We start from the raw sequence: 24,809 nt of genomic DNA on the forward strand, positions 1-24,809 counted from the left end.
CATGAGTACTGCAAATGCACAAGTTAACAAGCCCACGATCGTCCTCGTCCACGGCGCATTCGCCGAGTCTTCTAGTTGGAATGGTGTCTTGACCAAGCTGATCGCCAAAGGCTACCCGACGGTTGCTGTGGCTAATCCCCTGCGCGGTGTCAAGAGCGATGCAGCTTATGTCGCCAGTACCCTTAAGGATATCAAGGGTTCCATCGTGCTAGTTGGGCATTCCTACGGAGGCGCAGTCATCACCAATGCGGTCAACAGCAACAAGAATGTAAAAGCACTGGTCTACGTTGCTGGCTTCGCTCCTGATGCGGGCGAAACTGCCATTGAACTCTCAGGACGTTATCCAGGCAGCACGCTCGGACCAAAACTCGCGCCACCAGTTGAACTAACCGATGGTGGTAAAGACCTCTACATTCAGCAGGACAAGTTCCACGCCCAGTTTGCTGCGGATGTGCCCGCTAGCGACGCGCAACTGATGGCTAGCACCCAGCGCCCGATTACAGAAGCCGCCCTGAACGAAGCCTCCGGTGCGCCCGCATGGAAATCTACCCCGTCCTGGTTTATTTATGGCGACCGCGACTTGAACATTCCTCCAGCAGCACTGTCTTTCATGGCGAAGCGCGCTAACTCAAAGGAAACCGTTGTTGTGAATGGCGCGTCTCATGTCGTGATGGTTTCCCATTCAGATGCCGTTGCCAAGCTCATCGATCGTGCTGCAACCGCGCCATAGACGAGGCGTAAACGCATCTGGCTACAAGCCTCTTCTCTAATTAGTACTTGAATCTAATGGCATTGACAGAAGGAGAAACACAATGATACTTCAGGGTAGTGGCGTTAGTCACTGGAGGAACTTCAGGAATTGGTCGTGCAATTGCGATCGCTTATGCCCAACAACAAGCAAAGGTGGTGGTGGTTGGTCGTCGAATGGATGAAGGTGAAGAAACCGTTCGATTGATTCAGGAAGCTGGCGGAGAGGCGATTTTTGTGCAAGCAAATGTCACGAAAGAAGCCGATGTTGAAGCAATGATTGTAAGAATTTGAAAGAAGTCGAGCCTTGGAACTCAATACACCTTAAACAGATAGAACTAGGAGAATCCAATCATGGTCAAACAGCAATCTGTAGACGAACAAGCAAATGGAAAGGCAACTAGCAACCTGACACCAGCCCAGGAGTCTTTGCAAGAACTCTGGGATGAGCATCTGCGACACGAGTTTAGCACTCACAACGTTGAAGATGCTCTTGCCACGATGGTTGAGGATGCTTATGTTAATGACATTCCGGTAATGACTGGGGGAGTAGGGAAACCAGCACTGCGCGAGTTTTATTCCAAATACGGCATTCCACAAATACCGCCAGACATGGAGCTAATCCCAATCTCGCGCACGATTGGAACCGATCGGCTTGTCGATGAAATGCTGGTTAAGTTCACTCATACCATCCGAATGGACTGGATGCTACCTGGCATTGCTCCCACAGGGAAACGGGTTGAAGTGACATTGGTAGCGATCGTTCAGTTCCGTGGCGACAAGCTAGCCCACGAACACATCTACTGGGATCAGGCGAGCGTATTGGTTCAACTCGGCTTGCTCGATCCTAGTACGCTACCCGTTGTAGGGGTTGACAGTGCGCGCAAGGTACTCGACCCGAGCTTGCCCTCAAACGCACTAATTGATCGTGCCAATGATCGCGACTCAGTGTAGGAGTCAGCACACAAACGCCCAAACCTGCAATCAGGACTCGGCGCGTTTCTGATTGCTAGCTCCTACATATATTGTTGGGGAATCATTCAATGTTAACTTTTGTCTTAGTTCACGGCGCATGGCACGATGGTTCTGCTTGGGAAACTGTCATTAAACATTTACAAGCGCAAGGACATCAAGCTTTTGCTCCCACGATCGCCGGACATGGTAAAAGCGTAGATAAAAACGTTAACCATGCTCAATGTACGCAATCGATCGTCGATTCCATTGTTGGCAAAGACTTAACCGATATTGTTCTCTTAGGTCATAGTTTTGCCGGAACAATCATTGCGAAAGTTGCTGAAGCGATTCCCGATCGCATTAGACGACTGATCTTCTTAGATGCTTTTGTCCTCAATGATGGTGAAAGCCTCAGAGATAGCCTTCCACCACATTATCAAGCGTTATTTGACTCTCTAGCTACAAAATCAGACGATCGTACGATGATGATGCCGTTTGAGCTTTGGCGAGAAGCGCTTCTCAATGATGCTGACCTCGAACTGGCTCGATCCAGTTACGCACGATTATCCCCTGAACCGTATCAACCCTGGATTGACAAATTAGACTTGAAGCAGTTTTACTCGCTGCCCATTCCTAAAAGTTACCTCTACTGTACGGAAGATAATGTCCTCCCTCAAGGCGAACAGTGGGGTTGGCATCCGAGAATGTCTAACCGCTTGGGGCTATTTCGGCTTGTACAAATGCCTGGTAGTCACGAGGTCATGTTTTCTAACCCGGTCGGTCTAGCAGAAAAGATTATTGTGGCAGGGCGCGACTAGCAGCAGAATTTGCGATCGCCAACCCACTAATGTCGCCATCATTCAACAAACAATTACCTGAAAAGGAGAAATCATGACAACTACATGTATGAAACATGAAATGGCTCAATATGACTATATTGTGATTGGCGCTGGTTCAGCAGGCTGCGTTGTTGCCAACCGTCTTACAGAAGACCCTAATACTAAAGTATTGCTGCTCGAAGCGGGTGGTCCTGATACCAAGCCAGAACTTCAAGTTCCGAACTTGTGGCCTACTACACTCTTAGGCTCGGAAGTGGACTGGGCATACTTAACTGAAGGGGAACCTTACCTAAACAACCGCAAAATTTTATCTTCACGCGGTAAAGTCTTGGGCGGCAGCAGTTCGATTAATGGCATGATTTATATCCGAGGCAATGAACGTGACTACGATAGCTGGCAAGCATTAGGTAATATTGGTTGGAGTTATCAGGATGTCTTGCCTTACTTCAAGAAATCGGAAAACCAGCAGCGGGGAGCATCGTTATTTCACGGGGTTGATGGACCCCTTAGCATCACAGATCCACTCTCTCCTGCAAAAGTGTCGCAACGCTTTGTGGAAGCTGCGATCGCACAGGGCTATGAGCAAAATCCCGACTTTAATGGTGTACAGCAGTCAGGTGCAGGACTTTACCAAGTGACCGTGAAAGATGGCAAGCGCCAAAGTACAGCAGTGGCATTTCTGCGTCCGATTAAAGATCGCCCCAACTTGACCATTCAAACAGGAGCATTGGTGACTCGTTTACTCTTTGAGGGAAAGCGCACGGTAGGGGTAGTGTATGTTCAAAACGGAACGGAGTATCAAGTTAGGGTCAACTCCGAAGTGATTTTGAGTGCTGGTGCCTTCGAGTCCCCCAAGCTGCTAATGCTTTCTGGAATTGGACCTGCTGAACATCTGCGGGCTTCTGGCATTCCTGTGGTTGTTGATTTGCCGGGTGTCGGACAGAATCTTCAAGATCACCCGCTTGCCGTTATTGCCTACCAGTCTACTACTGACGTGCCCGTTGCGCCAAGTAGTAATGGGGGAGAAGCTGGGTTATTTATACATACCAACAATAATTTAGATGAGGCACCTAATTTGCAATTTACAATTGTTCCGATTTTATATGTCGATCCTGCGTATGCACGTGAAGGTCCGGCATTCACCCTTCCCTTTTACATCACCCGTCCCGAAAGTCGTGGTAGCGTGAGACTGCGTTCCTCCTCCCCCTTCGACCCACCATTGATTCGGGTCAACTATCTTCAGAAAGAATCTGACATGCAACTGATGGTTGATGGACTTAAAATTTTGCGTCGAATTGTGTACTCCGATGCGTTTAATGAGTTTCGGGGCGAGGAAATTGCTCCAGGAAGTTCTGTGCAGAGCGACAAAGCAATCGAAGATTATATTCGGCAAACGTGCGGTACGGGATGGCATCCTGTTGGGACGTGCAAAATGGGTATCGATCGGATGGCGGTTGTCGATCCTCAACTCAAGGTACGGGGGATTGAAGGGTTACGAGTTGTTGATGCATCGATTATGCCAACTATGATCGCAGGAAACACAAATGCATCGGCAATTATGATTGGAGAAAAGGCTGCCGATTTGATAAAAGTTGGAACAAAATTACCTCAATGATGCTTTGAGAGAGGGATACATCAATCTCCTTTCGGAGCAAGAACAGGAGCGCGATCGGCTTGCTTTCGGGTCGAACTATGAGCGATTGCTCGATCTTAAGCAGAAATACGATCCAGATGATGTGTTTCGATCGACGATCGGACATCTCGCACCCCATTCGCTCACATGGTAAGACTCTGAGGTATCTAGAACATTCACAATTACAGGAGATTCAAATGACAATTTTAACTCAAACATCTTCAACTCTAGGCTCAAATCCTCTGAGTTCGATGCAAATCGATCGTGTTTGCTTGAATGTACCGAACTATGAGGAAACGCTTCAGTGGTATCAAGAAAAGCTAGATGCGACGATCGAACATGAATGGACAGTAGGCGTTTTCCCAGATCTGAAATTGGCTTATCTCAGTGTATATGGCTTTCGCATCGAAATTATTGGCTCTACTCAGTCACAATCAGGAATGCCGATCGCGACTAATTTTGGTGAAGGATTAAGGACAACAGGCATCGGACATTTTTGTTTTCGAGTTCGAGATGTCAATGCAGTTCTTGCTGAATTAAATCGACGGGGTGTGAAAACATTTGTCGAACTCGGAAGCTATCCCGATCCGGGTATTCGGCTCTGTGTGATTCAAGACAATAACGGCAATCCGATCGAGTTTGTCACCCCATTATGAATTCATTAATGAAATAGATCCCAACAGTTGCTGCTACATAACAAACTGATTAGGGCGGACAGGTGAGAATTCTTTCATCTATCGTTCAAGAAATTATTGTCGTTCATACATCAATACAGGTGAAACATTGATGTTAGAGGGTGGGTATGTAGCGCAGTAGTCGATCGGCAGTGCGAAACGTTGCGACCAAGTCGCGATCGACACCGATATGAATCCCATAGATGGAGACTCTGCCGCAGGGCAGACCAAGATGACTGCCCTCGGTCGCTATGGACAGGGTGACGAGGTGGCTAGCATGGTATCTTATCTCGCCAGTCCTGAAGCCACTTTTGTCACGGGCGCGAGCCTCAAAATTGATGGCGGCTTTGCCGCTTGAACGAGACGTAATCAAACTTGTAATCCCTAAACACAACCAGGAGAACACTATGTCACAAAAACTCTCAGGAAAAGTTGCACTCGTCACTGGCGGCACCAGCGGCATCGGGCTTGCTACTGCCAAGCGATTTGTCGCTGAAGGTGCCTATGTCTTTATCACGGGTCGTCGTCAGACTGAACTTGATGCTGCTGTAAACGAAATTGGTAAGAACGTGACTGGCATTCAGGGCAATGTCTCCAATCTGGCAGACCTCGATCGGCTTTACGCCACGATCGAGCAAGAGCAAGGTCACTTGGATGTAATCTTTGCGAATGCCGGTGGTGGCGAATTCGTCCCGCTCGGATCGATCGCCGAAGAACACTTTGACAAAACCTTCAACACCAATGTCAAGGGTCTACTGTTCACTGTGCAGAAGGCACTGCCACTGATGCCAGAGGGCGCTTCCATTGTCCTGAATGCCTCAACTGCTTCCATCAAGGGCACCCCAGCCTTCAGTGTGTATGGTGCCACCAAAGCCGCCGTGCGATCGTTTGCCCGTACCTGGACAGTTGACCTCAAAGACCGCCAGATTCGAGTGAATGCCATTAGCCCTGGTCTCATTCCGACTCCCGGTTACAATCTCCTGGGCCTCAGTGAAGCGCAGTTGAAAGAATTTGTGGAGAGCCAAGCTAACAACATTCCATTGGGACGAGCTGGTGCGCCCGACGAGATCGCCAAAGCCGTTGTTTTTCTAGCTTCAGATGACAGCAGCTATGTCAGCGGCATTGAGCTATTCGTCGATGGTGGCTTCACACAAATCTAAGAGGGTGCTGTGTTCACAGCCAGCTAACGATGTAGCAGATAGTTTAGAGCCGCTAATGCTGCGATCGAGTTTCTTTGTCTCCGCTGATTTGAGCCGTTGGGCGTTTTGGGTAATGTGAGGTGTGGAACGGATGACGGATAAACTTGAGCAGAACAAACAGACGGTCACAGCATTTTATGACCTGATGTTCAATCAGTGTCAGCCCGCAGAAGCCATCGAGAAATATGTCGGCGATGTGTACATCCAGCACAACCCAGCGGTGGCCGATGGGAAGCAGGCTTTCATCGAATATTTCGAGCGGATGGCGAGAGAATATCCAGGCAAGTGCGTCCAGTTTAAGCGCGTCTTCGCTGAAGGCGATTATGTCGTCTTGCATTGCTACCAACAATGGCCGGGCGACCACGACTGGGCAGGCATCGACATCTTCCGCCTGGATGATCAAGGCAAGATAGTCGAGCATTGGGACGTGCTTCAGACCATCTCGGAAGCGTCGGCTAACGATAACACGATGTTCTGAACAGTCGAGTGCTGGTAGTGTGAAGGCCGATTTGGACAACGGCACGCCCAACAACGGCATCATCCGATCGCTGATACGGTGCCCGTCATGTACATCAAAGGCTTGGGGCGGCGGATGATGTCGGGCGTTCGCCAGCCCCGCTGAGGAGAAGAATGCGCCGATAGAGACACCGTTCCGTTAAAGCATCCACTTGAACAAAGGAGGGATTCAGATGTCAGAGAACAATAAAGCCATCTTAGAAGCGGCAAACGCGGCGATCGCGCTCAGGCAACTATGAAGGATTCTTGTCGTTCTGCGCCGACGATATGGAATGGACGTTTGTCGGCGACAAGACCCTTGAAGGAAAAGAAGCCGTTCGCCAATGGATGGCAACAACCTACGTAGAGCCACCAAAGTTTAGGGTTGCTAATTTAATCGCTGAAGGTGATTTCGTCACGGCACTCGGCGACATCACAATAAAGGACGAAGACGGGAAGGCGGCTGATTACTCGTACTGCGATGTCTGGCGCTTTCGCGACGGTAAGATTGTCGAATTAAGGGCTTTCGTCATCAAAACCGAAGTCAAGGATAACACCATGAATAAGCCCGAACACCACTAAGGATGTCACTCAGTCATCTCATGAGTGTGTAGAACTCAAGCTCAGTTAATCATTTACCTGAAACCATTCAAAACATGGAGGAAGTACTCATGCCTTACGTTACTGTCGGTCAAGAAAACTCTGCAACCATTGATCTCTACTACGAAGATCTGGGGACAGGTCAACCGATTGTTCTCATTCATGGTTTTCCCCTCAATGGTCATTCCTGGGAAAAGCAGGTCTTAGTGCTGCTAAATGCAGGGTATCGGGTGATTACCTACGATCGCCGAGGATTTGGTGCTTCCAGTCAGCCGTCGTTTGGCTATGACTACGACACCTTCGCGGCGGATCTCAACCAACTCACGACAGAACTTGACCTGCGCGATACAGTGCTGGTTGGTTTCTCGATGGGGACTGGCGAAGTGACTCGCTATCTCGGCAAGTATGGATCGAAGCGCGTTAGTAAAGCCGTGCTAATGGCTCCAGTACCACCCTTCCTGCTAAAGACAGACGACAATCCCGAAGGAGTCGATCGCAGTGTCTTCGACGGCATTATGAAGGCAATTGTTGAAGATCGCCCAGCCTATCTTTCTGCATTTTTCCAAGACTTTTTCAACGTAGACGTACTAGGAGGCGATCGTATCAGCAAAGATGCCATCCAAATGAGCTGGAATGTCGCGGCGGGAGCTTCTGCTAAGGCGACTTTGAACTGCGTACCGTCGTGGTTGACTGATTTCCGTGACGATCTACCGCGCATCGACGTGCCAACCCTAATCGTTCATGGGGATGCCGATCGCATCCTCCCACTTGAAACGACCGCAGCGAGACTGCCACAGTCAATTAAAGACAGTCGCCTCGTGGTCATACCTGGCGGTCCTCATGCCATCAACTGGACTCATGCCGATCTGGTCAATCCTGCGCTGCTGGACTTTCTCAAAGGAAATTAATTCGGTCTTTCAATGCCTCTCGCTCGACTCTATCCATCCTAGAGGTAAGAAATGAAGAGTAAATAGCGGATTTCAAGTTTTCTGTTTCTAGTAGTTCTTATTAGCATATTGTCATTAGGAGTAACGCAGGCTAATAGTCGTAACGATTTTGCTCGCGATTTGACTAACCCGCGTCTGATTCAACGCGGGAGGTATATCGTTACGGCATTAGGTAACTGCGCTGGATGTCACAGTCCAAACAAAACCCCCAACGATCCAGAGTGGTTAGCTGGATATTTGCCAGGAACTCCAGGGCAACCGTTTCAAATCGGTGAATTCCAAATTTATCCATCCAACATCACCCCTGATGAAGAGACGGGAATTGGTAGCTGGACACCTCAACAAGTTTTCAATGTCTTCCGCCAAGGACAAGACAAACACGGTAATACAATTTGCCCGCCGATGTTTTGGTCTGTATATTCAGAACTTGAGCGATCGCGATACTTGGTCAATTGTGGCTTATCTTAAGGAAGGCATCAAACCAGTGAAAAATTAAGTTCCTGAAAATACAACACCTCAAGGGACGCGCCCAGATTACACGCCACTGTTCCAAAACTTACAACCTCTACCTGCTTATCCTGGAAAAAACGAGATTGGCGTGTGGCGCAGATAAGGATTGTTCGTATGCTCATAAAATTGGTGCGGGTACAGGCGTACTGGGCATCGGCACTGCTAACAATGACGTTGGCACCGTTACTTCTCCCAAGGGAAGACAAATTGCGATCGCAGTATTTGTCGTTGGTTCAAAAGCAACTTTAGAGGCACGCGAAAGAGTAATATCTCATATTGCTGCCGCAGTGGTCAAGGCAATCGAATAAAGTTGAATAAATTCATTAAATTGTTTTGTCAACCGGTACAAAACTTCCTTAATTGATAGTAGCAAAGAAAAAATATACTCCTAGATTTAAATCAGGAGTATCTGTATTGAAAAGATTTGTCGCTTAATCCTACTAGAATGGAATATCTAATTCATTAACGGACACACTATTACTAGCTGTGGCTGCTGTAACTAAAGTGTGTTCTGCTAGTTGAGATTGTAAATGCTTCTCAGTAAGTTTGGATTGACCAAATTCAGTTGGAATGAAGTTACGAATAAATAGAGTACATTTCTTTTCCTTATATCCGTTACCAGTGTCTACTACTTCCATGTCTGGATAACCAACGGCTACACCATCTGTTCCGGCTTCCACTCTAGCGATCGCAACGGCAGCTGCTCCTTTCGCACGAAAAGACGTGGTGCTTTCTACTAATCCATCTTTGGAGTAAGAATGAAACGAGCAATCGCCGTAGACTATTTTTACTCCTTGAGGATCGTGGGTTTCGTCAACCGAGCGAATTTTCACTGTAAGAGTTGCGTTAATCATAATATTCCATTGCAGACGAATAGATTCTGTTTAGTTGCGCGTAGCGCCATGAAGTAGCAAGACCGCACTCTGACTCAAAAGTAAAGTGCGGTTTGATTTCGTTAGAAATTGGCGTTGGCTATGCTCGGCTCAGGACTATTGCTGGAAGTATTGGATTGTTCATTGCGTTTAGAGGAGCTAATTAGTTCTAATTCGCTGACTCTGATAATAGGTTTGCTACGAGGCAAGCCGCTATTTTTATCAACCCAAACATCAAATTTGAATTCTCCAGCGACACCAATCGTCGAACCTTTACGTACCCAATCAGTAGCAACTTAGGCAGTATTTCCCCACAGTTCTAAGTCCCACCACATAGGTGAATCACTTTTATACGGTGGTTTGACAGCAAGAGTCAAGGTAGTTTTCATCGCACCCGACTCGAAGTAGTGGGTAGCTGGATCTTGACCGACGCGACCGACTAATTCGATTCTATTGATGAATTGTTGGGTCATATTGCACTTCCTAATTTTTCATAAATTTTGCGCGTAGCGCCTGCTGCGTTACCCGTTTTCAATTGAGAAGCTAAGCTGCGATCGCGGGACTATCCTAATAGCAACAATATAAATCTCTTCTTGGCAGATGCGCCTTAGCGCTCAACACCTATCAAAATCTACTTTCTTACCCTGCCTCCCAGTCTTCAAGGTTGAGTTGAGGTACCCTACTAAACTCTCTAATATTGTGAGTCACTATTGTTAAATTGTTAGCCAGAGCGATTGTAGCAATTTGGAGATCGTAGGGTCCAATGGGCGTACCATTGATGGCAAGAAAAGCTCTAATCCGTCCGTAAATTATGGCAGCTCGATCGTCAAATGGTAAGGAGACATATTGATTGAGAAACTCTTGCTGCCCTTGCAGCGTGCGTTCTGGATTTGAGCTTTTCATCGCTCCATAAAATAACTCAGCCTTAACAACAGAGCAAACAAAGACATCCGTAGATGGTATTGCTTCCAAACGTTGCCTCACACCAACTGCTCGACCCTTCAAATATCCGATACAAGTATTGGTATCCAGTAAATACATCAGTCTAGCGGCTCCCGCTCTGGGAGTTCCCCTTGTGGTTCTCGCTCCAATTGCTCGTCACTTAAACAGCCAAATGTACGTTCAAAAAAATCAGATGAATAGCCTAATTCTTCGGGTGATTTTGTCTGCGTTGGGGTGACAGGTTGAACCGTTACCGTAACTTCTAAGTCGGCATCTTGGAGCGCAACTGGTACATCTAAATGCAAAATTCCATCTTTACCAACGTGAGTACGTAGCACAATCTTTTGCATTACAGTTTATCCTTTGAGGAACTACACTATTATTGTCGATTTTCATCTAGGCATGACGCATCCAGCTAGTATGACTATGCGCTAGCCGATAATCAATTACCCAGCAATAGTACTTCCCAAACGAGCCTAGAAGAAGCCATCTTTAACAGGGCGACTTTGGCTGCTTCCAGTTTTTCTACCCAGTTGGTGTTGCTAAGCACTTGCCACCATCGGTGTTGAAGGTAATCGAGCAGCCACAGTTGTCGCTCGAAATCCAGCATTGTATCTATTTCCTTCGCCAAGCGAATTGCACTCAAGGCATTAGTGGGAGGTAACTCAAGTTGCTCTAAAAGTGCTTTTGGCATAGTTTGCAACTGGTTGTAGTGGGCGATCGCTTGCCCTGGACTACCAGCAGCCAACGCCACGACAGCCCGATCGTTCGTAATTTCCGCGTTTCCAAGTCTTTCCAGCACCCGTATCATATTACTGCCATTCAGCCGATGAAACGGGATCGCCTGACAGCGGCTGGCAATGGTAGGTAGTAGTTTTTGTGGCTGGGATGAAATCAGGATAATACTGCCGCTGGTTGGTTCTTCTAAAGTTTTCAGCAAAGCATTTGCAGCAGAAGCAGCCATTCGATCTGCGTCTTGGATGACTACGACTTTGCTAGGTGCAGTTAGCGCACGGCAAGAGAGAAATTGAGTAACAACTCTAATTTGCTCGATCCGAATTTGAGGCGGCGACTTGGGCTTTACCTCCGAGTGGGCTAGCTCGCTTTGATTAACCAATTCTCCCCGATCCAGGTAGGTTGGTTCTACCCATAATAGATCGGGATGGTTGGCAAGATTGTTGGTGTCAAAGAGTTGAGCAATGAAGATCCGAGCAGCCAACGTTTTGCCTACACCATCTACACTAGCAAACAGATATGCTGGTGCAATTCGATTAGTTGCGATCGCTCCCTCAAGCAAAGATACGGCTGTTGATTGCCCCACCAAACTAGAAAATTCACCAATTGCTCGTCCTTCACTCTTCACATTTTCCCGCTCGCTTTTTATTGGAGCAACAGGAATAGATGCAGTTATAGGTAATGGCATATTTGACTGGATTATAGCTAGAGCTAAGCACAGATTTTTACGATTTGGGTTTGGAGAGTAGTCTTTTCATCCCATCCATTCTTCAGCATTAATTCCAATTCCAACAGCACCGACAAAGCTTTCTGCAAATTGCTGGCTGGAATGCTAGCAACTTCTTGGCGTAGGAAGTAAAGCCGTTTGGGATTTTTGATTTCTGCTAAGAACGCGATTGCGCTATCGTCCTGCCAGTTAGCAGCTAGGCAAAGTTTGATGACTAACCAAGTTCTAAATGCTGTCGTCAGGGTGGCAGCAATTTTTAAGGCAGGCTCATTGCTAGCAATTAAATCCTCGACTAACTTAAATGCCAAAGAGACATTACCCGTGCGAATAGCACTTGCCAATTGCAAGCTGTTTGTTGCATTGTTGGTAACTAATTCTCTCACTGTATCGGCATTGATAGTTACACCATTGGCGTATACTTTAAGTTTTTCTAACTGGGTCACTAATAAGCGCGTATTGTTACCAACTGCTTCAATCAATACTCGATAAGCATCAGGTGCGAACTCGATCCCCGTTTCTTTTGCTAAGTTACGTGCCTGCTTTATCAATAGGTCAGTTTACCACTGCGGGATCGAGGGAAATTCCTTAACTTGGGCAAATTGCAGCAGCAACTTTACTGACTTGTTTCTGATGTCGGGTTTGTTAATACTAGTAATCAGCAAAAAGTTAGTGGCTGGTGCGATCGCTAAGATGCGCTCTAACTGTTGCAAAATTTCTTTCGGGCAAACTCCCAATAGAGCGCTGAATGGTAAGTAAACTAACCGACCTCCCGTTCCTAATGGAGGAGTCATAATATCCGCGATCGCTTGGGGAATGCTGTCTTGTGAATCTGGCAGATATTCGGAGTAATTAAAACTCGCCCCTTCTCGATCGAGAACGCGCGCTCGCAGTTGTTTAATCGCGCGACTCATCAGGAACTCGTCCTCGCCCCAATAAATCTGGATTGGCATGATTCTATATTTGATTGAAAACTGGAGAAAGAGCTACCCGCACTTGGATGTAAAGTGCGGGTTGTGCTAATTGAATTGGACTAAAGCTTAGAGAGCATCCACTGCTTGGAATGCACCAAAGTGTTCTCTAATTCTGTGTTGAACGGTAGGACTGCACTGCCCCCACCATCGTTCTGTAGGTTGACCGCCTACACAAGAGAGAACAGCGCCAAAACCCGCTCCTACATATTTAACAGGCAGGCAAATACTACCTCTTGCGGTTTGTTTTGGTTGAGGTGTTACGCCAAAGGAAATGAGTTTTCTTTCTAGCTTGTTGAGAGTTTGAATTTCTGGCATAATCAAAGGTGTGTGTAATCGGGAACGAACAATTAGTGGAGTAGTTGTCCGTTCCCGCGTTTTCACCTCAATCGGCGCTTTTGCGCCAAAATACCTTTGACGTAACCAACAATCTTTTCTGCACTGGCTTCTGGTTGGTCTTCACTTAGCTCTCTGCACAACCAGCTAAAGCTAACTTTTAAGGTTTCCCTTCTTTTGAGCGGGTCTTCTTTGTTAGGATGGCGTGCAGTTAAAAATGTTGCGGCTTCTGCAATTACCTCTAACTTTGTTTTAACCACGATAATTTCTCCAATTTTGTCTCTAAATTTTGTCGATAATGATGAGGCAGCACTCTACACAGGTATAGCGATAACTTCGTTAAGCTTCGCTAACGCTATTGACAAATAATCCCCAAGGCAAATCCTGAACTTGGGCATTAACTGCGTTTAACCAATACCGAAATTGCTTGTAAAAACTGGTATTGTATTGCCAAGGACTATGACTCACAAGCGAGACCAGCCTGCCTCCAACTTTTAAGCATTGATAGGCTCTTTTCACGTGAGATATCTGCTGTGAGAAAGGAGGATTTTGTACGACTCGCTCGTAGCGATCGCCTAGATTGGGAGTAGTCAGAAAGTCCGAGCCAATTAGTAGTAAACCTTGTAGTGATAGGCTCGTTTGCAATTCTGGAATTGGTTCGATAACTTCGACGATCGCTCCTGCTTGCTGTAGAGAAGTCGCTAGCTTACCAAAACCAGCCGATGGCTCCAAACAACTGATTCCTGGCTTAATATTTGCTGCCTCTACTAATAATTCCACGACCCAAGATGGTGAGGGAAAGAGATCCCAAGATTTGAGAATTTCACAATTGTTCAACTGCTTTTACCGATTCAATTCGACAATCGCACTCGTCTAATAATCAAGCTTCTCTACTCGACTGGAATTAGAGCCATCAAGCTATGTTCTTTGAAGCGAAGATCGTTCGAGAATTCGCAAAACGAGCAGGCATGAGAAATGTTAAGGCTAGCCTACAGTGGTTGCGTTATGCCCGTGCTAGCCGTAAGGATAATTCATTCTAGAAGGGCAAATATTTGGTTAATGTCACGACCGAAAAAACGCTCGGCAATGGTTCGCGAATCAACGCCGAGGTCAAGAGCGAGTTAATGTAATAATTGGTTTGCTGATAGGTTTTCGCTGCCGAATGCCAATGCGCTCGATATATAACAAAGCAGAGCGGCGCTATTGAGTCATCCTAGAGCGCCAACCCTGCATTATTTGCCCGATGCATTCGACGATGAGTTTAACCGGCTTTATGACCACGGGATTTGGGGAGTTCTCTAGTATTTAGAGTTTCCGTGTTGAGCGATCGCGCTTAGGCAATTCTCACTTCGCCTCTGCCCAATTTCTCTAAAAGTTCTGACACACTGCTACAGCCAGTCGCTTCTACTACCTCCGCCACACCCTTCCAGCCTGACTCGGTTACAGACAGAGTGCGCTTTTTCTTCTCCTCGTCATAGATCTTTTGTTGAGGACGAAGATTTGCCAAGCTATTTTGATGTTGACCTCTGCCCATACCCTTAAAACAAAGTGTTGACTTTTTCTCGAATACGTATACAATGAAATCAACTGAATCGGTAGCGGTTAGTCAGCGACGTAGGAAATCCAGAACTAACCGCTTCTAAGTTCCCTTGTAGAAAAGGAGCTTTTAATATGTATGGTATACTCGAACCCCCTACGATCGCAACTAGCGAGCTGCATTCTCATCTAGAACAGCAAGCGCAAAGCGTTGCCCCTCAAATAGAGCTAGTCGCTGCCACAATTTCTGTGGAGCGCCTGGGCTTAACTAGAAATGCATCCTCTACCCCCTATATTGTCTACCGCGTCAAAGAGCGTCGTTGCTGTACCTTTTTCAAACGCAAGCTGTTGTGGCAGCTAATGCAGGCAATGCTTCGAGCGGAGTACAGGATCGAAGACAAGATCCGCAGCATAATTTCTACCCCAGACTTTAGCTTGTCTTTCTTCATTGGTTCTAGCTGGCGGCACGTTCTCAACCACCAAATCTGTCGCTTTGTGGAACGAGCCAATAATTTGAGGCGGTTGGAGTCGATCGCATCGACCCCTTTATCCGCCGTCTCGCCTCCAGAAGAAACCATCTCAGATCCCGTAGAGATTTTAGTGGCAGCGATGAAACTGGCGATCGCCAAGTCTAACTGGAACTTAGTCAAGGGCGAAATCGCGGCATATCCAGAATACAAGACGATTGCCTGGGCGCAACTAACTAGAGACGAAAAACAGCAGCTTTGTGCCCTCGTCCCCGAAGCAGTAAAATTGCTGGTAGAGGCAAAACGCAACGGCGCGATCGCCCAATATTGTGAAGCTTCCGAAGATGGTCTGTACTGGGTGCAAGTTACCCTCGACTCCCCTCCATCGCTCGTCACCAGTTGTGGGGTTGGTAATTTTATTAAGGAGGCAGTGGCACGAATGGTAAAGCGGACGGAACACCCGCCCGCAACATCCTCAATTTCAGAGGGCAAAGTGGCATGAATTTTCCTGGCAGGGTAAGACTTGCTCTTTGGAGTTAACAGTTTGACTTGTGCCAAAGTACTGTCTAAAGCTATCTAAACCTTCGAGATAAGCTAACAATCCCGACGCTCCAGCGACTTGATACAAGTCAATGGCATTTTCCCATTCCTTCAAAGAAGCTTTCTTGTCTGTGAGGATTTTAACAAGAGCAGCAGGTAATTTGATTTCTTTACCTGTATTTAAATCTAGGTGAGCAACTGTTTCTAGTAATAATTCCTCTTGGCTCATGACTTGACTATTTCTAGCCAATTCGAGCTGATGCAGTTGAGCTGCTACTCCAAACAGTGGTAATCTTAGCTGTGTTAATCTTCTTTGTCTACATTGGACAACACTTCGCTTTTTCAGCTTAAACTTAACTGGATTTTGTGGCGAACGAATGTTGAGGAGCTGATGCAAATTGAGATGAGTTTGCCCTAGATGTGAAGATACAAATTTATCCTCAATATTGCAGTAAGGGTAAGTAATTTGATAGAAATATTCTGGTTCGGATCTTGGATCGCCAAATTTGCGTAGCTTAACTCTTAACGTATGGCTAATCCAGCCAACGCCCGTATTCGTACATCTTGGAAGGAAAATTCTTGGCAAGCTTTCGCTCCATTCTAGAGTGACAATGCGATCGCCACTCAGTCCTTCGTAGATTTCTCTAATACGAGGATCGGGATATTGTTGCTGGAATTTCTCCACCCAAGCACGTTGCTTCTTATTAAGTCTGGCTTTTGGCATGAATTTGAATTTGATAGAAAAAGGCAGCACAGTTTGTCATGACTTGTGTTGCTTTGATTGACTGAGATCGTGCTAGCAAAATTCGATATTCAATTTTTTCGTTTAGAAGACTAAAAAGAGTTGGTTGTTTAGTCTGGGTGGCTCTTTGTAGAACTTGGAAGACCGCATAGCAGCACAGTAGTCGAGCCACCATGCCACGTTGTCTCTCCAGTAAGCCTTTCGCACTCCAGCTCGTAGGAGGTCGCGACGAGTTAAATCGAGTAGCGGACGGTTAGAATCGCAAGATACGCTCAGGTGATACCGATCTGCGATGAAAAGCAACCCAGCCAGCGCCTGCTCTAGTAAAACGCCATAGAGGTGAATGTGGCGAATCCCAGATGCGGCGATCGCAGGAATGCACTCATGTAGCGTTTCGTAGAAAATAGGAAGCAGGCTTCTATACGTGCCCAGCTTTGCCCATCCGCCAAGCCCACACCAATCATCTGCGTTGGCATATTCCAGTACGCGCAACACGCATTGGCGATACTGCTCGACATCAGTACCTTGGCAGCCAAGAATCAGGTGACGTGGTTTTAGATACTGATGTTGGCTGGTGATGTATTGGGCTGCTTCTACAGTTAGGTCTATAGCTGTTTGTGCTTCTGTTTCCAATCGCCAAGACTTGAGCTGCAATGCTTTGGGAACGATGAAATCGTAGGAAGCGATCGCTTGACAACGCCAACTGACTCCAAGCTTTTTACTCGCCCTTGCCTCCCAGGTTAACTGACGAATCAATGCCTGCTCTGGTGTGAACCGTCGTTGTAGATCGCTAAAAGCACCCGAATCAAGCAAGCCAATAGTTGTAGCGACCTGCAATTATAAATGCTCAAACCAGCAATCAAGACATTTTCAAACCAGGATTATTTGCAACTATAATTTCGTTTGAACCAGGATTAAATGCAACTGAGCCAGGAATAAGGCTCTTCCGCGATTTTGATGATGCATGGGCTAGCAATTCGCTATAAGAGGGTTATATGAATCAAAGCCCTCTACTCGCTGACCCTCAAGCACTGGCTTTAGAAAGCCTGACTGCAAAAGACACGCAAGTGGTCTTGGTCGTCAAGACAATTCAACTGGTAGCTCCGTGCCCCAAATGCCACCAATCTTCGTCAAGGGTACACAGTCGCTACGAACGCACAGTTGCCGATCTACCTTGGCAGGGAGTGACTGTGCAAATCCAACTGCTCACCCGTCGGTTCTTCTGTGTCAATAGGACTGGCGTGCGGCGGATTTTTTGCGAACGGCTCCCGCGCGTTGTAGCTGCTTACGGCAGGCAAACGTTACGACTAAATGACGCCTTGCGTTTGATTGGCATGATGTTGGGTGGTCAAGCTGGCGCTTTATTAGCACTCAAGCTGGGAATGCCCATCAGTCCAGACACCCTACTGCGGTGGATTCGGCAAAGTCAATTACCTATGAACGCGACCCCCCGTGTGCTTGGAGTTGATGATTGGGCGTGGCGGAAAGGGCATCGTTACGGCACAATTCTGGTGGACTTGGAACGACATCGACCAATCGAACTGCTGCCAGATCGAGAAGCTTCAACGCTAACCAACTGGCTATTGGCTCACCCAGGCGTAGAAATTATTACGCGAGATCGTTCAAAAGCTTACGAAAGCGGCATTCAGCAGGGGGCACCGACAGCTATCCAGGTGGCAGATCGGTTTCATCTGCTACAAAATCTGGCTGAAACACTCGCTCAGACATTTGGCGCACATAGTCAAGCCCTCAAGATAGTTGGGACAACACACAGCCTGTCATCAGTCACTGCTCAAGATGGGGCTGTAGTCGTGCCAGTGTTACCACCGCAACCGATGCCCCAAGAGCAACGCATTGCCCAACAGCGTCGGTCGAGGCGAGAAGCGGACTACCAACGAGTCTGGGAATTACACCACCAAGGCTGGTTGGCACCAGCAATTGCGCGTCAGGTTGGTATTGGTAAAACGACTGTATTTCGTTATCTACGTAGTTCCACCTTCCCAGAACGCCAAGGACGGCGTGACTGTGGTCGGAGCCGCCTACTCGACCCTTACAAAGACTATATTCTTCAACGTTGGAACGATGGTTGTCATGATGCTTTGTGGTTGTTTGGAGAGATTCAACAGCGTGGTTATTCTGGCAGCTATGATACAGTAGCTCGCTATACTCGTCGCTTTCGTCAAGCTCAAGGAACGCAACATAGAAAACGACGGCGTTCAATTAAGCATCTGCCGAAGGTAAGCGAACCCCAGAAACTGTCTCTCACACCCCGTCGCGCTGCACATTTGGTACTACGGCGACCTGAAAATTGGCAACTAGACGACGAACAACTCGTACAGCGCATGGCACAGCACCCCGAACTTGCCGAAGCGATTCAACTGGCCCAAAACTTTGCCTTTCTTGTCGGAGAGCGTCAACCATCGCAACTCGACTCCTGGTTAGAACGGGCACTCAAGAGTCAACTTTCTCCCTTTCACCGCTTTGCCAAACGGCTGCAAGAGGACTACGATGCTGTCAAGGCAGGTATAACACTTCCTTGGAGCAACGGTCAGACCGAAGGTCAGATCAATCGACTGAAGATGTTGAAGCGTCAGATGTTTGGTCGTGCTGGAATGGAACTGCTCTCCCGACGATTCTTGCTAGCGGTGTAAAGCTCATCCCCACGCAGCAAATGAAATCTTTTGGGTTCAGCTAATGGCGATCGCCTCATTCTGTCTCCAGTCAAGAGCGATCGCTCATCCGTAACATTCTTCTGCATCACCAAAATTGCGGAGGACCCTTAATTCTGGTTCAGTTGCATTTAATCCTGGTTCAAACGAAATTATAGTTGCAAATAATCCTGGTTTGAAAATGTCTTGATTGCTGGTTTGAGCATTTATAATTGCAGGTCGCTACAGCTACATCGCGGAAATGGGGGATTTACCAGGGCTTGATTTGGATACTCTCAATGAGTGGCGTAGTTTTGCTAGTCGCGATCCTAATCCCGATGAATTTCTCTATCGTCGTCTGTTGATGGCTCAGTGTAAAGCTTTGGCAGAAGGAATTCCCGCACTGTTTGATACTCGCCAAAACTACCAAGCACTGTTTTTACCTGGGAATCTTTTAAATCAGGATTCGATTGTGCGGCGGTTGGTAAAGGAGATTCCAGAGGAGGATTGGCAGGATATTGAGGTAGTGGGTTGGCTGTACCAGTTCTACATTTCCGAACGCAAGGATGAGGTGATTGGGGCAAAGTCGAAGGTTTCAGCAGCGGATATTCCAGCAGCAACGCAACTGTTTACCCCCCATTGGATTGTCCGGTATATGGTGGAGAATAGTTTAGGGGGGTTGTGGTTAGAGGCGCATCCTGAATCCAAATTGCGGGAACATATGCCCTATTATTTGGAAAACCCTAATAATAGTAGTGGAGAAAATGAAGATCTTAGATCGCTAACGCCTCAAGATTTAACTGCGATCGATCCTGCTTGTGGTAGCGGTCATATATTAGTGTATGCGTTTGATTTGCTGTTTGAGATTTACAAGGAGCAAGGTTATCTAGAACGGGATATTCCGGCGTTGATTTTGACGCACAATTTGTATGGTTTAGATATTGATGAACGTGCGGCGCAGTTGGCAAGTTTTGCCGTGTTGATGAAGGCACGGGCGAAAAATTCGCGGATTCTGCGGCAGCCACCTGCTTTGAATATTACAGCGGTGCGTCCTACTCATAGTCAGACTTTACCGCCTGCTGCGGAATTGAAAGCTGAAGATTGGGAACCGCTAGTTGAGGCTTTTAAGAATGCAGACAATTTGGGAAGTTTGATTACGCCACCACCTTTTGATGCACAGAAGTTGAAGGCGCAATTGGAAAAGTTGGAAAACAGCGATCGCAATCCACTATTTCGAGAATATGTTCCAGCTTTGCGGGGATTACTTTTACAAGCGGAGTTGTTGAGCAAGCAATATTGGGTAGTGGTAGCAAATCCACCGTATATGGGTAGTGGTTCGTTTAATGATGTAGTCAAAAAGTTTGTTAATACGAATTATCAAAACAGTAAAAGTGATTTATTTGCTGTTTTTATGGAGCTAGGTATCAAAATGGCTGTTGATACTGGATTCATGGCAACTATAAATCAACAGTCTTGGATGTTTCTCAGCAGTTATGAAAATTTACGAAAAGAATTGTTGACAAAATACACTATAGAGTCAATGGTTCACTTGGGAGCAAGAGCCTTTCCTGAAATAGGTGGCGAAGTTGTACAATCAACAACTTTTGTATTGAGTAAACAAAGCCCTCAAGATAGAACAGGAAATTATGTTCGTTTAGTTAATTATAATAGTGCTGAGTCGAAAGAGAAAAAATACCTCAGTGGTGAACATAGGTATTTTGGAGTTAATCAAGCTGATTTTGCTAAGATACCAGGAAGTACGATCGCTTATTGGGCTAGTAATAGAGTTTTAGAAATTTTTGGGCAAGCGGAAAATATAAAAAAATACGCGCAACCCTGTGTTGGATTATTCACTTGTAATAATCAGAGATTTTTAAGATTTTGGTACGAAATAAATATAAAATTATTTGGTATAAATTTATCAAAAGAAACAGTAAACTCATTTTGTTTGAAATGGTTTCCATATAACAAAGGAGGAGAGTTTAGAAAATGGTACGGTAATAATGATTATGTAGTTAATTATCAAAATAATGGACGTGAAATTAGAAAGTATAGAGTGGAATCTGGTCAATCATATTCTCTACCCGGAGAGGCATTCTATTTTCAAGAAGGTATAACTTGGTCTTTTGTAAGCTCTTCATATTTTGGAGTTAGGTATTCAGGTAAAGGATTTATTTTCGATGTAGGTGGTTCCTCCGCATTTCCTAATGAAGATATTATTAATTCTTTTACAGGGTTTTTATGTAGTAATGTTGCTTTTGAGTTTATGAAAATAATGAATCCTACACTAAACTTTCAAGTGGGCAATGTTGCTAATTTACCTGTCATTGAATCTCTTAAAAAACCCATAAATTATGAGTTAGCAGGACAAGCTATTAACATAAGTTGCCAAGACTGGGACAATTTTGAAACCTCCTGGGACTTCCCAACCCATCCGCTATTACGTCACAACACCAAACACCTCAGCGAAGCCTTCACCATTTGGCAAGACAAATCAGAATACGCCTTCCGCGAACTCCAACGCCTCGAAGAAGAAAACAACCGCTACTGGATAGAAGCCTACGGCTTACAAGACGAACTCACCCCAGAAGTACCCGACGACCAAATCACCATCCGCCGCGCCGACTTAGATAGAGATATCCGTTCCCTCATATCCTACGCAGTTGGCTGCATGATGGGGCGCTATTCCCTCGATAAACCAAGACTCATTCACGCCGGACAACCTTTTGACCCCACCCTACACCAATCCTTCCCCGCCAGCAGCAACGCAATTATTCCGATTACCGACCAAGCATACTTTGATGACGACATCGTTACCCGCTTCATAGAATTTCTGCGCGTCGCCTACAGTCCCGAAACCCTCACCGAAAATCTCAATTTCATCGCCAACGCCCTCAAACTTAAAAACGGAGAAAGTGCCCAAGAACGCATCCGTCGCTACTTTGTGCAAGAATTCATCTCCGACCACATTCAAACTTATAAAAAGCGTCCTATTTACTGGCTATTTACTAGTGGTAAAAAACGAGCCTTTGGCGCATTAGTCTACTTACACCGCTACAACGAAGACACCCTCGCCCGCATCCGCACCGATTACGTTTTGGAATTGCAAGTCAAATTAGACGGTGAAATTGCACGCGCACAACAACAGCTAGACAACGCCAGTTCCAGCGCCGCTAAAAAAGCCGCCACCAACCGCTTAAAAGAACTGCAAGCCCAACAGCTAGAACTGCGAGATTACCAAGCCAAGCTGCAAACCCTAGCCGATGCGCGAATTACACTCAACCTTGACGATGGAGTAGCCTACAACTACACTCGCTTCAAAGGCTTGGTTTATGAAGGCTCTGATTTAAAAATGGCAGATTTAGAGAAAGCTTCTCAATGGAAAAGGGAGTTATTGTAATGAGTCATACCATTTCTTTCAAACTTCGCGCCTAGAAGATCCCCCCAACCCCCCTTTTTAAGGGGGGCTATAGGATTGAAACTGGTGTAATGATAAACAGAAATGGTATTAAGCAATAGCAAATTCTGTCAATTCTCGTTTACTGGGATGATGAAACCCTAAAACAATATCACTTTGAGGGATGCCAGCAGATAGTAAATCGTCAACAACGCAGAAATTAGTTGCATCTGTTTCAACCCAAATTTTGCCGTTTTTAATGCAGAGATACATGATGATATACTTGATCTGCTTTTTTCCCTCCCAACCAAAACGAAACCAAAGATATTGATCTCGTGTTTCATCAAAAGCTAGGCGATCGCTTGCCTCAACTTCTCTATTTTCCGTAACTTGAATATTAGCTATTTCATAATATTCTGTTAATATAACTTTGATAGCACTACGATATTTTTCTAGCTCGTTCATTGCAAAACCTCCTCTTTTTTTAGATTCACAAATATTAACTTTTTCATGTTCGATAATCTCTGTAAGTTCCTAGTCGAGAATTTTTCCAACGATTTCGCTACTTGGCTGCTAGGCGAACCAATAGCCTTAACCCAGTTAAGTCCTAAAGAACTTTCCCTAGAACCAATTCGTGCCGATGCTCTCATCTTACGGCAATCAGATGAAATAGTTTTGCACATCGAATTTCAAACTCAACCGGATGGAAATATTCCTTTTCGCATGGCAGACTACCGTTTGCGGGTATATCGTCGCTTTCCTCGCAAACAGATGCGTCAAGTAGTGATTTATTTACAAAAAACTAATTCAGAACTGGTTGGGCAAACTACATTTACTCTTGAAGAAACATTTCATCGCTTCCAAGTAATTCGTCTATGGGAACAACCAACAGAAATATTTTTGCAAACTCCTGGCTTACTTCCATTTGCTGTTTTAAGTAATACCGATAATAAAACTAATACTTTGCAGGAAGTCGCAACAGTAATTAACAATATTACCAACCAACGAACGCAGAGCAATCTTGCTGCATCTGCATTCATCCTAGCTGGGCTAGTATTGGAAGAAGAAGAGATTCAGCGTTTGCTACGGAGAGATATTATGCAAGAGTCAGTAACTTATCAATTATTACTAGCTGAAGGTCGAGCTGAAGGTCGAGCTGAAGGTATCGAACAGGGGATTCGACGTGTTGCGATCAATATGTTAAAAGAGGGAATGTCTATTGAAGTAGTGGCAAGAGTGACAGGTTTAACGGTGGAACAAGTACAACAATTACAAATTGCTGAAGCAGAAAAACCAGGAGAATGAACACCGCCCGTATCCAAAACACCCTAGAAAACCTCTTCCATGATTCCGCCCGTTGGTCGCACTCAGGACAACGGGTTGTATTTTGGTACGATCCCGATCGGCAATTTGCCAGCAGTTTCGACGAACTCCAGCTCGAAGGTGTAGAGAAAATCCAACTGATTGACACTCCCTTCACCGTCAAGTATCGCCTATTAATCGAGCAACCGACTCAAGCCTTTCTCCTGTACGCCCCTTTTCCCGAACCTGCGCCCCAAGAAAACTGGCTGCTGGATATCCAAAAGAGCGGCTTAACCTTCTCTGCCGATCCTGCTGCTCTGATCTACGCCGATTTAGGACTGCGCCAGCGCCGCCTAGAGAGTGTAATTCGAGAACAGATAAAATTTTTCAAAAACCGCAAGCGCACAGAAGCCCTGCAAGCAATGGCTATCTCCCCTGATAGCGACGAACGGGGATTACTCCTCGCCATGCTTTCCGTTCTCGCAGGCTTAAAAGTCCCTGACGCAGGTACGTTGATCCGACGGGTGCTGCTAGGAGGATTGTTAGAGTCCGATAATTCCCTTTGGTCTGACATTGAGCGTTTTGTCTCCCCAGCAGCCTTCTGGGAGATAGTCCAAGAACACACCGACTTCCCTACGCAAAATCCCAGCTTAAACAAGTTATTCGTGCAGTTGCTAGTCACTCATTTCGCTAAATCGCTGCACGGTGCAATTCCGCCTCAGTTAGCAGATCGAGTTATCACGCCTGGACAACGGGCTTATGCCTTTATCGATTAGTGGATGCGCGACCAGCAGGATTATCCTGGCTGGCAGATCCTTAGTAGTGAAGTAGCAGAACAATTACAGATATTTGATGCGATCGAGCATTTAGAGCCAGAAGTTTTATATGAAGCAGCTAGCTTTGAGGTCGTAGACCAGGTTTTACTAACCAGAGCATAGAATAGTGAACAGTTTTAGGTTGCGGCGTAAGCAACATGTTTCTCACGAAAAAAGTTTTGCA

Annotated in this window: 31 protein-coding genes and 3 pseudogenes; 20 read left to right on the plus strand and 14 right to left on the minus strand. The window is 46.2% G+C overall.

The features are described from left to right. The first annotated feature begins 1 nt into the window (after position 1). From DSM107010_RS28235 to DSM107010_RS28300, 14 genes and pseudogenes are all read left to right on the plus strand, one after another. A complete protein-coding gene (locus DSM107010_RS28235) occupies positions 2-730 on the plus strand; it encodes an alpha/beta fold hydrolase (RefSeq protein ID WP_127024486.1) in 729 nt (242 codons plus the stop codon). 98 nt (positions 731-828) lie between these two features. Beyond that, positions 829-1,029, plus strand: a pseudogene (locus DSM107010_RS28240) (SDR family NAD(P)-dependent oxidoreductase); the annotation flags it as partial. A 72-nt stretch (positions 1,030-1,101) separates the two neighbouring features. Beyond that, complete coding sequence (locus DSM107010_RS28245; RefSeq protein ID WP_106168057.1) at positions 1,102-1,701, plus strand: ester cyclase; 600 nt, start codon at positions 1,102-1,104, stop codon at positions 1,699-1,701. 89 nt (positions 1,702-1,790) lie between these two features. Continuing rightward, a complete protein-coding gene (locus tag DSM107010_RS28250) occupies positions 1,791-2,519 on the plus strand; it encodes an alpha/beta fold hydrolase (protein WP_106168058.1) in 729 nt (242 codons plus the stop codon). A gap of 100 nt (positions 2,520-2,619) precedes the next feature. Then, entirely contained in the window at positions 2,620-4,155 is a 1,536-nt protein-coding gene (locus DSM107010_RS28255) for a GMC family oxidoreductase (protein WP_444843321.1), read from the plus strand. Next, positions 4,133-4,327, plus strand: a complete 195-nt coding sequence (locus DSM107010_RS28260) for a BBE domain-containing protein (RefSeq protein WP_199755791.1) — start codon at positions 4,133-4,135, stop codon at positions 4,325-4,327. The genes DSM107010_RS28255 and DSM107010_RS28260 overlap by 23 nt, the downstream gene beginning before the upstream one ends. Positions 4,328-4,370: 43 nt before the next feature. After that, positions 4,371-4,829 carry a VOC family protein gene (locus tag DSM107010_RS28265; protein WP_106168060.1) on the plus strand — a complete coding sequence of 153 codons (459 nt, stop codon included), beginning with the start codon at positions 4,371-4,373 and terminating at the stop codon, positions 4,827-4,829. A gap of 196 nt (positions 4,830-5,025) precedes the next feature. Beyond that, positions 5,026-5,205, plus strand: a pseudogene (locus tag DSM107010_RS28270) (SDR family oxidoreductase); the annotation flags it as partial. A gap of 49 nt (positions 5,206-5,254) precedes the next feature. Next, positions 5,255-6,007, plus strand: a complete 753-nt coding sequence (locus tag DSM107010_RS28275) for a glucose 1-dehydrogenase (RefSeq protein WP_106168061.1) — start codon at positions 5,255-5,257, stop codon at positions 6,005-6,007. Positions 6,008-6,137: 130 nt separating this feature from the next. After that, entirely contained in the window at positions 6,138-6,524 is a 387-nt protein-coding gene (locus DSM107010_RS28280) for a nuclear transport factor 2 family protein (RefSeq protein ID WP_106168062.1), read from the plus strand. 211 nt (positions 6,525-6,735) lie between these two features. Continuing rightward, positions 6,736-7,123: pseudogene (locus tag DSM107010_RS28285) on the plus strand (nuclear transport factor 2 family protein). Between the two features lie 89 nt (positions 7,124-7,212). Beyond that, positions 7,213-8,049 (plus strand): alpha/beta fold hydrolase, encoded by an 837-nt coding sequence (locus DSM107010_RS28290; protein ID WP_106168066.1) that lies wholly within the window; start codon positions 7,213-7,215, stop codon positions 8,047-8,049. 108 nt (positions 8,050-8,157) lie between these two features. After that, positions 8,158-8,556, plus strand: coding sequence for a cytochrome c (locus DSM107010_RS28295; RefSeq protein WP_106168063.1), 399 nt, complete (start codon positions 8,158-8,160; stop codon positions 8,554-8,556). A 125-nt stretch (positions 8,557-8,681) separates the two neighbouring features. Then, complete coding sequence (locus DSM107010_RS28300) at positions 8,682-8,906, plus strand: serine hydrolase (protein WP_041462543.1); 225 nt, start codon at positions 8,682-8,684, stop codon at positions 8,904-8,906. Between the two features lie 132 nt (positions 8,907-9,038). On the opposite strand, the gene DSM107010_RS28305 is transcribed toward DSM107010_RS28300, so the two are convergent. The 11 genes from DSM107010_RS28305 to DSM107010_RS28350 all read right to left on the minus strand — a co-directional run bounded on the left by DSM107010_RS28305 (position 9,039) and on the right by DSM107010_RS28350 (position 14,712). Next, positions 9,039-9,452, minus strand: coding sequence for a hypothetical protein (locus DSM107010_RS28305; protein WP_106168064.1), 414 nt, complete (start codon positions 9,450-9,452; stop codon positions 9,039-9,041). A 314-nt stretch (positions 9,453-9,766) separates the two neighbouring features. Then, positions 9,767-9,943, minus strand: coding sequence for a single-stranded DNA-binding protein (locus DSM107010_RS41560; RefSeq protein WP_241994374.1), 177 nt, complete (start codon positions 9,941-9,943; stop codon positions 9,767-9,769). Positions 9,944-10,109: 166 nt separating this feature from the next. Continuing rightward, the gene (gene vapC, locus DSM107010_RS28315; protein WP_106170098.1) at positions 10,110-10,514 is read right to left on the minus strand and encodes a type II toxin-antitoxin system tRNA(fMet)-specific endonuclease VapC; all 405 of its coding nucleotides are present in this window, start codon (positions 10,512-10,514) and stop codon (positions 10,110-10,112) included. Continuing rightward, entirely contained in the window at positions 10,511-10,762 is a 252-nt protein-coding gene (locus DSM107010_RS28320; protein ID WP_106170095.1) for a hypothetical protein, read from the minus strand. Before DSM107010_RS28320 ends, vapC begins: the two co-directional genes overlap by 4 nt. A gap of 92 nt (positions 10,763-10,854) precedes the next feature. Continuing rightward, a complete protein-coding gene (locus DSM107010_RS28325) occupies positions 10,855-11,835 on the minus strand; it encodes an AAA family ATPase (RefSeq protein ID WP_181246508.1) in 981 nt (326 codons plus the stop codon). 23 nt (positions 11,836-11,858) lie between these two features. Further along, positions 11,859-12,422: a DNA polymerase III subunit delta gene (gene holA / locus DSM107010_RS41565; protein WP_241994375.1), complete on the minus strand. Its 564-nt coding sequence runs from the start codon at positions 12,420-12,422 to the stop codon at positions 11,859-11,861. 9 nt (positions 12,423-12,431) lie between these two features. Next, positions 12,432-12,824: a hypothetical protein gene (locus tag DSM107010_RS41570; protein ID WP_241994376.1), complete on the minus strand. Its 393-nt coding sequence runs from the start codon at positions 12,822-12,824 to the stop codon at positions 12,432-12,434. An 87-nt stretch (positions 12,825-12,911) separates the two neighbouring features. Beyond that, entirely contained in the window at positions 12,912-13,160 is a 249-nt protein-coding gene (locus DSM107010_RS28335; protein WP_127024489.1) for a hypothetical protein, read from the minus strand. Between the two features lie 62 nt (positions 13,161-13,222). Beyond that, positions 13,223-13,438 (minus strand): hypothetical protein, encoded by a 216-nt coding sequence (locus tag DSM107010_RS28340; protein ID WP_106170090.1) that lies wholly within the window; start codon positions 13,436-13,438, stop codon positions 13,223-13,225. Between the two features lie 79 nt (positions 13,439-13,517). Then, the gene (locus DSM107010_RS28345; RefSeq protein ID WP_106170088.1) at positions 13,518-14,015 is read right to left on the minus strand and encodes a hypothetical protein; all 498 of its coding nucleotides are present in this window, start codon (positions 14,013-14,015) and stop codon (positions 13,518-13,520) included. 496 nt (positions 14,016-14,511) lie between these two features. Next, positions 14,512-14,712 carry a hypothetical protein gene (locus tag DSM107010_RS28350; protein WP_106217820.1) on the minus strand — a complete coding sequence of 67 codons (201 nt, stop codon included), beginning with the start codon at positions 14,710-14,712 and terminating at the stop codon, positions 14,512-14,514. Positions 14,713-14,849: 137 nt separating this feature from the next. Between DSM107010_RS28350 and DSM107010_RS28355 the strand changes: the two genes are divergently transcribed. Continuing rightward, on the plus strand, positions 14,850-15,683 hold the full coding sequence (locus tag DSM107010_RS28355; RefSeq protein WP_127024492.1) for a hypothetical protein: 834 nt from the start codon (positions 14,850-14,852) through the stop codon (positions 15,681-15,683). Here the strand turns inward: DSM107010_RS28355 and DSM107010_RS28360 are convergent. Continuing rightward, a complete protein-coding gene (locus tag DSM107010_RS28360) occupies positions 15,663-16,445 on the minus strand; it encodes a hypothetical protein (protein WP_127024495.1) in 783 nt (260 codons plus the stop codon). The two genes, DSM107010_RS28355 and DSM107010_RS28360, sit on opposite strands and share 21 nt — an antisense overlap. 102 nt (positions 16,446-16,547) lie before the next feature. After that, positions 16,548-17,300, minus strand: coding sequence for a hypothetical protein (locus DSM107010_RS28365; RefSeq protein WP_106169804.1), 753 nt, complete (start codon positions 17,298-17,300; stop codon positions 16,548-16,550). A gap of 158 nt (positions 17,301-17,458) precedes the next feature. Here DSM107010_RS28365 and DSM107010_RS28370 point away from each other — a divergent pair, with 158 nt between their 5' ends. Both DSM107010_RS28370 and pglX read left to right on the plus strand, forming a co-directional pair. Then, a complete protein-coding gene (locus tag DSM107010_RS28370) occupies positions 17,459-19,114 on the plus strand; it encodes an ISL3 family transposase (protein ID WP_106169807.1) in 1,656 nt (551 codons plus the stop codon). Positions 19,115-19,373: 259 nt separating this feature from the next. Beyond that, entirely contained in the window at positions 19,374-22,511 is a 3,138-nt protein-coding gene (gene pglX, locus DSM107010_RS28375) for a BREX-1 system adenine-specific DNA-methyltransferase PglX (protein WP_127024498.1), read from the plus strand. Positions 22,512-22,619: 108 nt separating this feature from the next. Here pglX and DSM107010_RS28380 read toward each other — a convergent pair whose 3' ends face one another. Continuing rightward, entirely contained in the window at positions 22,620-22,973 is a 354-nt protein-coding gene (locus DSM107010_RS28380) for a XisI protein (protein WP_015155850.1), read from the minus strand. Between the two features lie 45 nt (positions 22,974-23,018). Here DSM107010_RS28380 and DSM107010_RS28385 point away from each other — a divergent pair, with 45 nt between their 5' ends. Genes DSM107010_RS28385 through DSM107010_RS40145 form a run of 3 tightly spaced genes read left to right on the plus strand, consistent with a single transcriptional unit; the run spans position 23,019 to position 24,748 of the window. After that, positions 23,019-23,813, plus strand: a complete 795-nt coding sequence (locus DSM107010_RS28385; protein WP_106171064.1) for an Rpn family recombination-promoting nuclease/putative transposase — start codon at positions 23,019-23,021, stop codon at positions 23,811-23,813. Beyond that, entirely contained in the window at positions 23,810-24,586 is a 777-nt protein-coding gene (locus DSM107010_RS28390) for a hypothetical protein (RefSeq protein ID WP_181246558.1), read from the plus strand. Before DSM107010_RS28385 ends, DSM107010_RS28390 begins: the two co-directional genes overlap by 4 nt. A gap of 3 nt (positions 24,587-24,589) precedes the next feature. Continuing rightward, on the plus strand, positions 24,590-24,748 hold the full coding sequence (locus DSM107010_RS40145) for a hypothetical protein (protein ID WP_181246559.1): 159 nt from the start codon (positions 24,590-24,592) through the stop codon (positions 24,746-24,748). Positions 24,749-24,809: the final 61 nt, after the last annotated feature.

It is taken from the genome of Chroococcidiopsis cubana SAG 39.79 (assembly GCF_003991895.1).
In the GTDB taxonomy this organism is placed as follows: Bacteria; Cyanobacteriota; Cyanobacteriia; order Cyanobacteriales; family Chroococcidiopsidaceae; genus Chroococcidiopsis; species Chroococcidiopsis thermalis.

Excerpts from the sequence above, each read along its gene's own strand:
- DSM107010_RS28245 (WP_106168057.1), top strand. The coding sequence starts at position 1,102 with ATGGTCAAACAGCAATCTGTAGACGAACAAGCAAATGGAAAGGCAACT.
- DSM107010_RS28255 (WP_444843321.1), top strand. The coding sequence starts at position 2,620 with ATGGCTCAATATGACTATATTGTGATTGGCGCTGGTTCAGCAGGCTGC.
- DSM107010_RS28250 (WP_106168058.1), top strand. The coding sequence starts at position 1,791 with ATGTTAACTTTTGTCTTAGTTCACGGCGCATGGCACGATGGTTCTGCT.
- DSM107010_RS28235 (WP_127024486.1), top strand. The coding sequence starts at position 2 with ATGAGTACTGCAAATGCACAAGTTAACAAGCCCACGATCGTCCTCGTC.
- DSM107010_RS28380 (WP_015155850.1), bottom strand. The coding sequence starts at position 22,973 with ATGAACGAGCTAGAAAAATATCGTAGTGCTATCAAAGTTATATTAACA.
- DSM107010_RS28355 (WP_127024492.1), top strand. The coding sequence starts at position 14,850 with ATGTATGGTATACTCGAACCCCCTACGATCGCAACTAGCGAGCTGCAT.
- DSM107010_RS28305 (WP_106168064.1), bottom strand. The coding sequence starts at position 9,452 with ATGATTAACGCAACTCTTACAGTGAAAATTCGCTCGGTTGACGAAACC.
- DSM107010_RS28370 (WP_106169807.1), top strand. The coding sequence starts at position 17,459 with ATGAATCAAAGCCCTCTACTCGCTGACCCTCAAGCACTGGCTTTAGAA.
- DSM107010_RS28325 (WP_181246508.1), bottom strand. The coding sequence starts at position 11,835 with ATGCCATTACCTATAACTGCATCTATTCCTGTTGCTCCAATAAAAAGC.
- DSM107010_RS41560 (WP_241994374.1), bottom strand. The coding sequence starts at position 9,943 with ATGACCCAACAATTCATCAATAGAATCGAATTAGTCGGTCGCGTCGGT.
- DSM107010_RS28350 (WP_106217820.1), bottom strand. The coding sequence starts at position 14,712 with ATGGGCAGAGGTCAACATCAAAATAGCTTGGCAAATCTTCGTCCTCAA.
- DSM107010_RS28335 (WP_127024489.1), bottom strand. The coding sequence starts at position 13,160 with ATGCCAGAAATTCAAACTCTCAACAAGCTAGAAAGAAAACTCATTTCC.
- DSM107010_RS28360 (WP_127024495.1), bottom strand. The coding sequence starts at position 16,445 with ATGCCAAAAGCCAGACTTAATAAGAAGCAACGTGCTTGGGTGGAGAAA.
- DSM107010_RS28385 (WP_106171064.1), top strand. The coding sequence starts at position 23,019 with ATGTTCGATAATCTCTGTAAGTTCCTAGTCGAGAATTTTTCCAACGAT.
- pglX (WP_127024498.1), top strand. The coding sequence starts at position 19,374 with ATGGGGGATTTACCAGGGCTTGATTTGGATACTCTCAATGAGTGGCGT.
- DSM107010_RS28290 (WP_106168066.1), top strand. The coding sequence starts at position 7,213 with ATGCCTTACGTTACTGTCGGTCAAGAAAACTCTGCAACCATTGATCTC.
- DSM107010_RS28320 (WP_106170095.1), bottom strand. The coding sequence starts at position 10,762 with ATGCAAAAGATTGTGCTACGTACTCACGTTGGTAAAGATGGAATTTTG.
- DSM107010_RS28280 (WP_106168062.1), top strand. The coding sequence starts at position 6,138 with ATGACGGATAAACTTGAGCAGAACAAACAGACGGTCACAGCATTTTAT.
- DSM107010_RS28265 (WP_106168060.1), top strand. The coding sequence starts at position 4,371 with ATGACAATTTTAACTCAAACATCTTCAACTCTAGGCTCAAATCCTCTG.
- DSM107010_RS41570 (WP_241994376.1), bottom strand. The coding sequence starts at position 12,824 with ATGCCAATCCAGATTTATTGGGGCGAGGACGAGTTCCTGATGAGTCGC.
- DSM107010_RS28275 (WP_106168061.1), top strand. The coding sequence starts at position 5,255 with ATGTCACAAAAACTCTCAGGAAAAGTTGCACTCGTCACTGGCGGCACC.
- DSM107010_RS40145 (WP_181246559.1), top strand. The coding sequence starts at position 24,590 with ATGCGCGACCAGCAGGATTATCCTGGCTGGCAGATCCTTAGTAGTGAA.
- DSM107010_RS28390 (WP_181246558.1), top strand. The coding sequence starts at position 23,810 with ATGAACACCGCCCGTATCCAAAACACCCTAGAAAACCTCTTCCATGAT.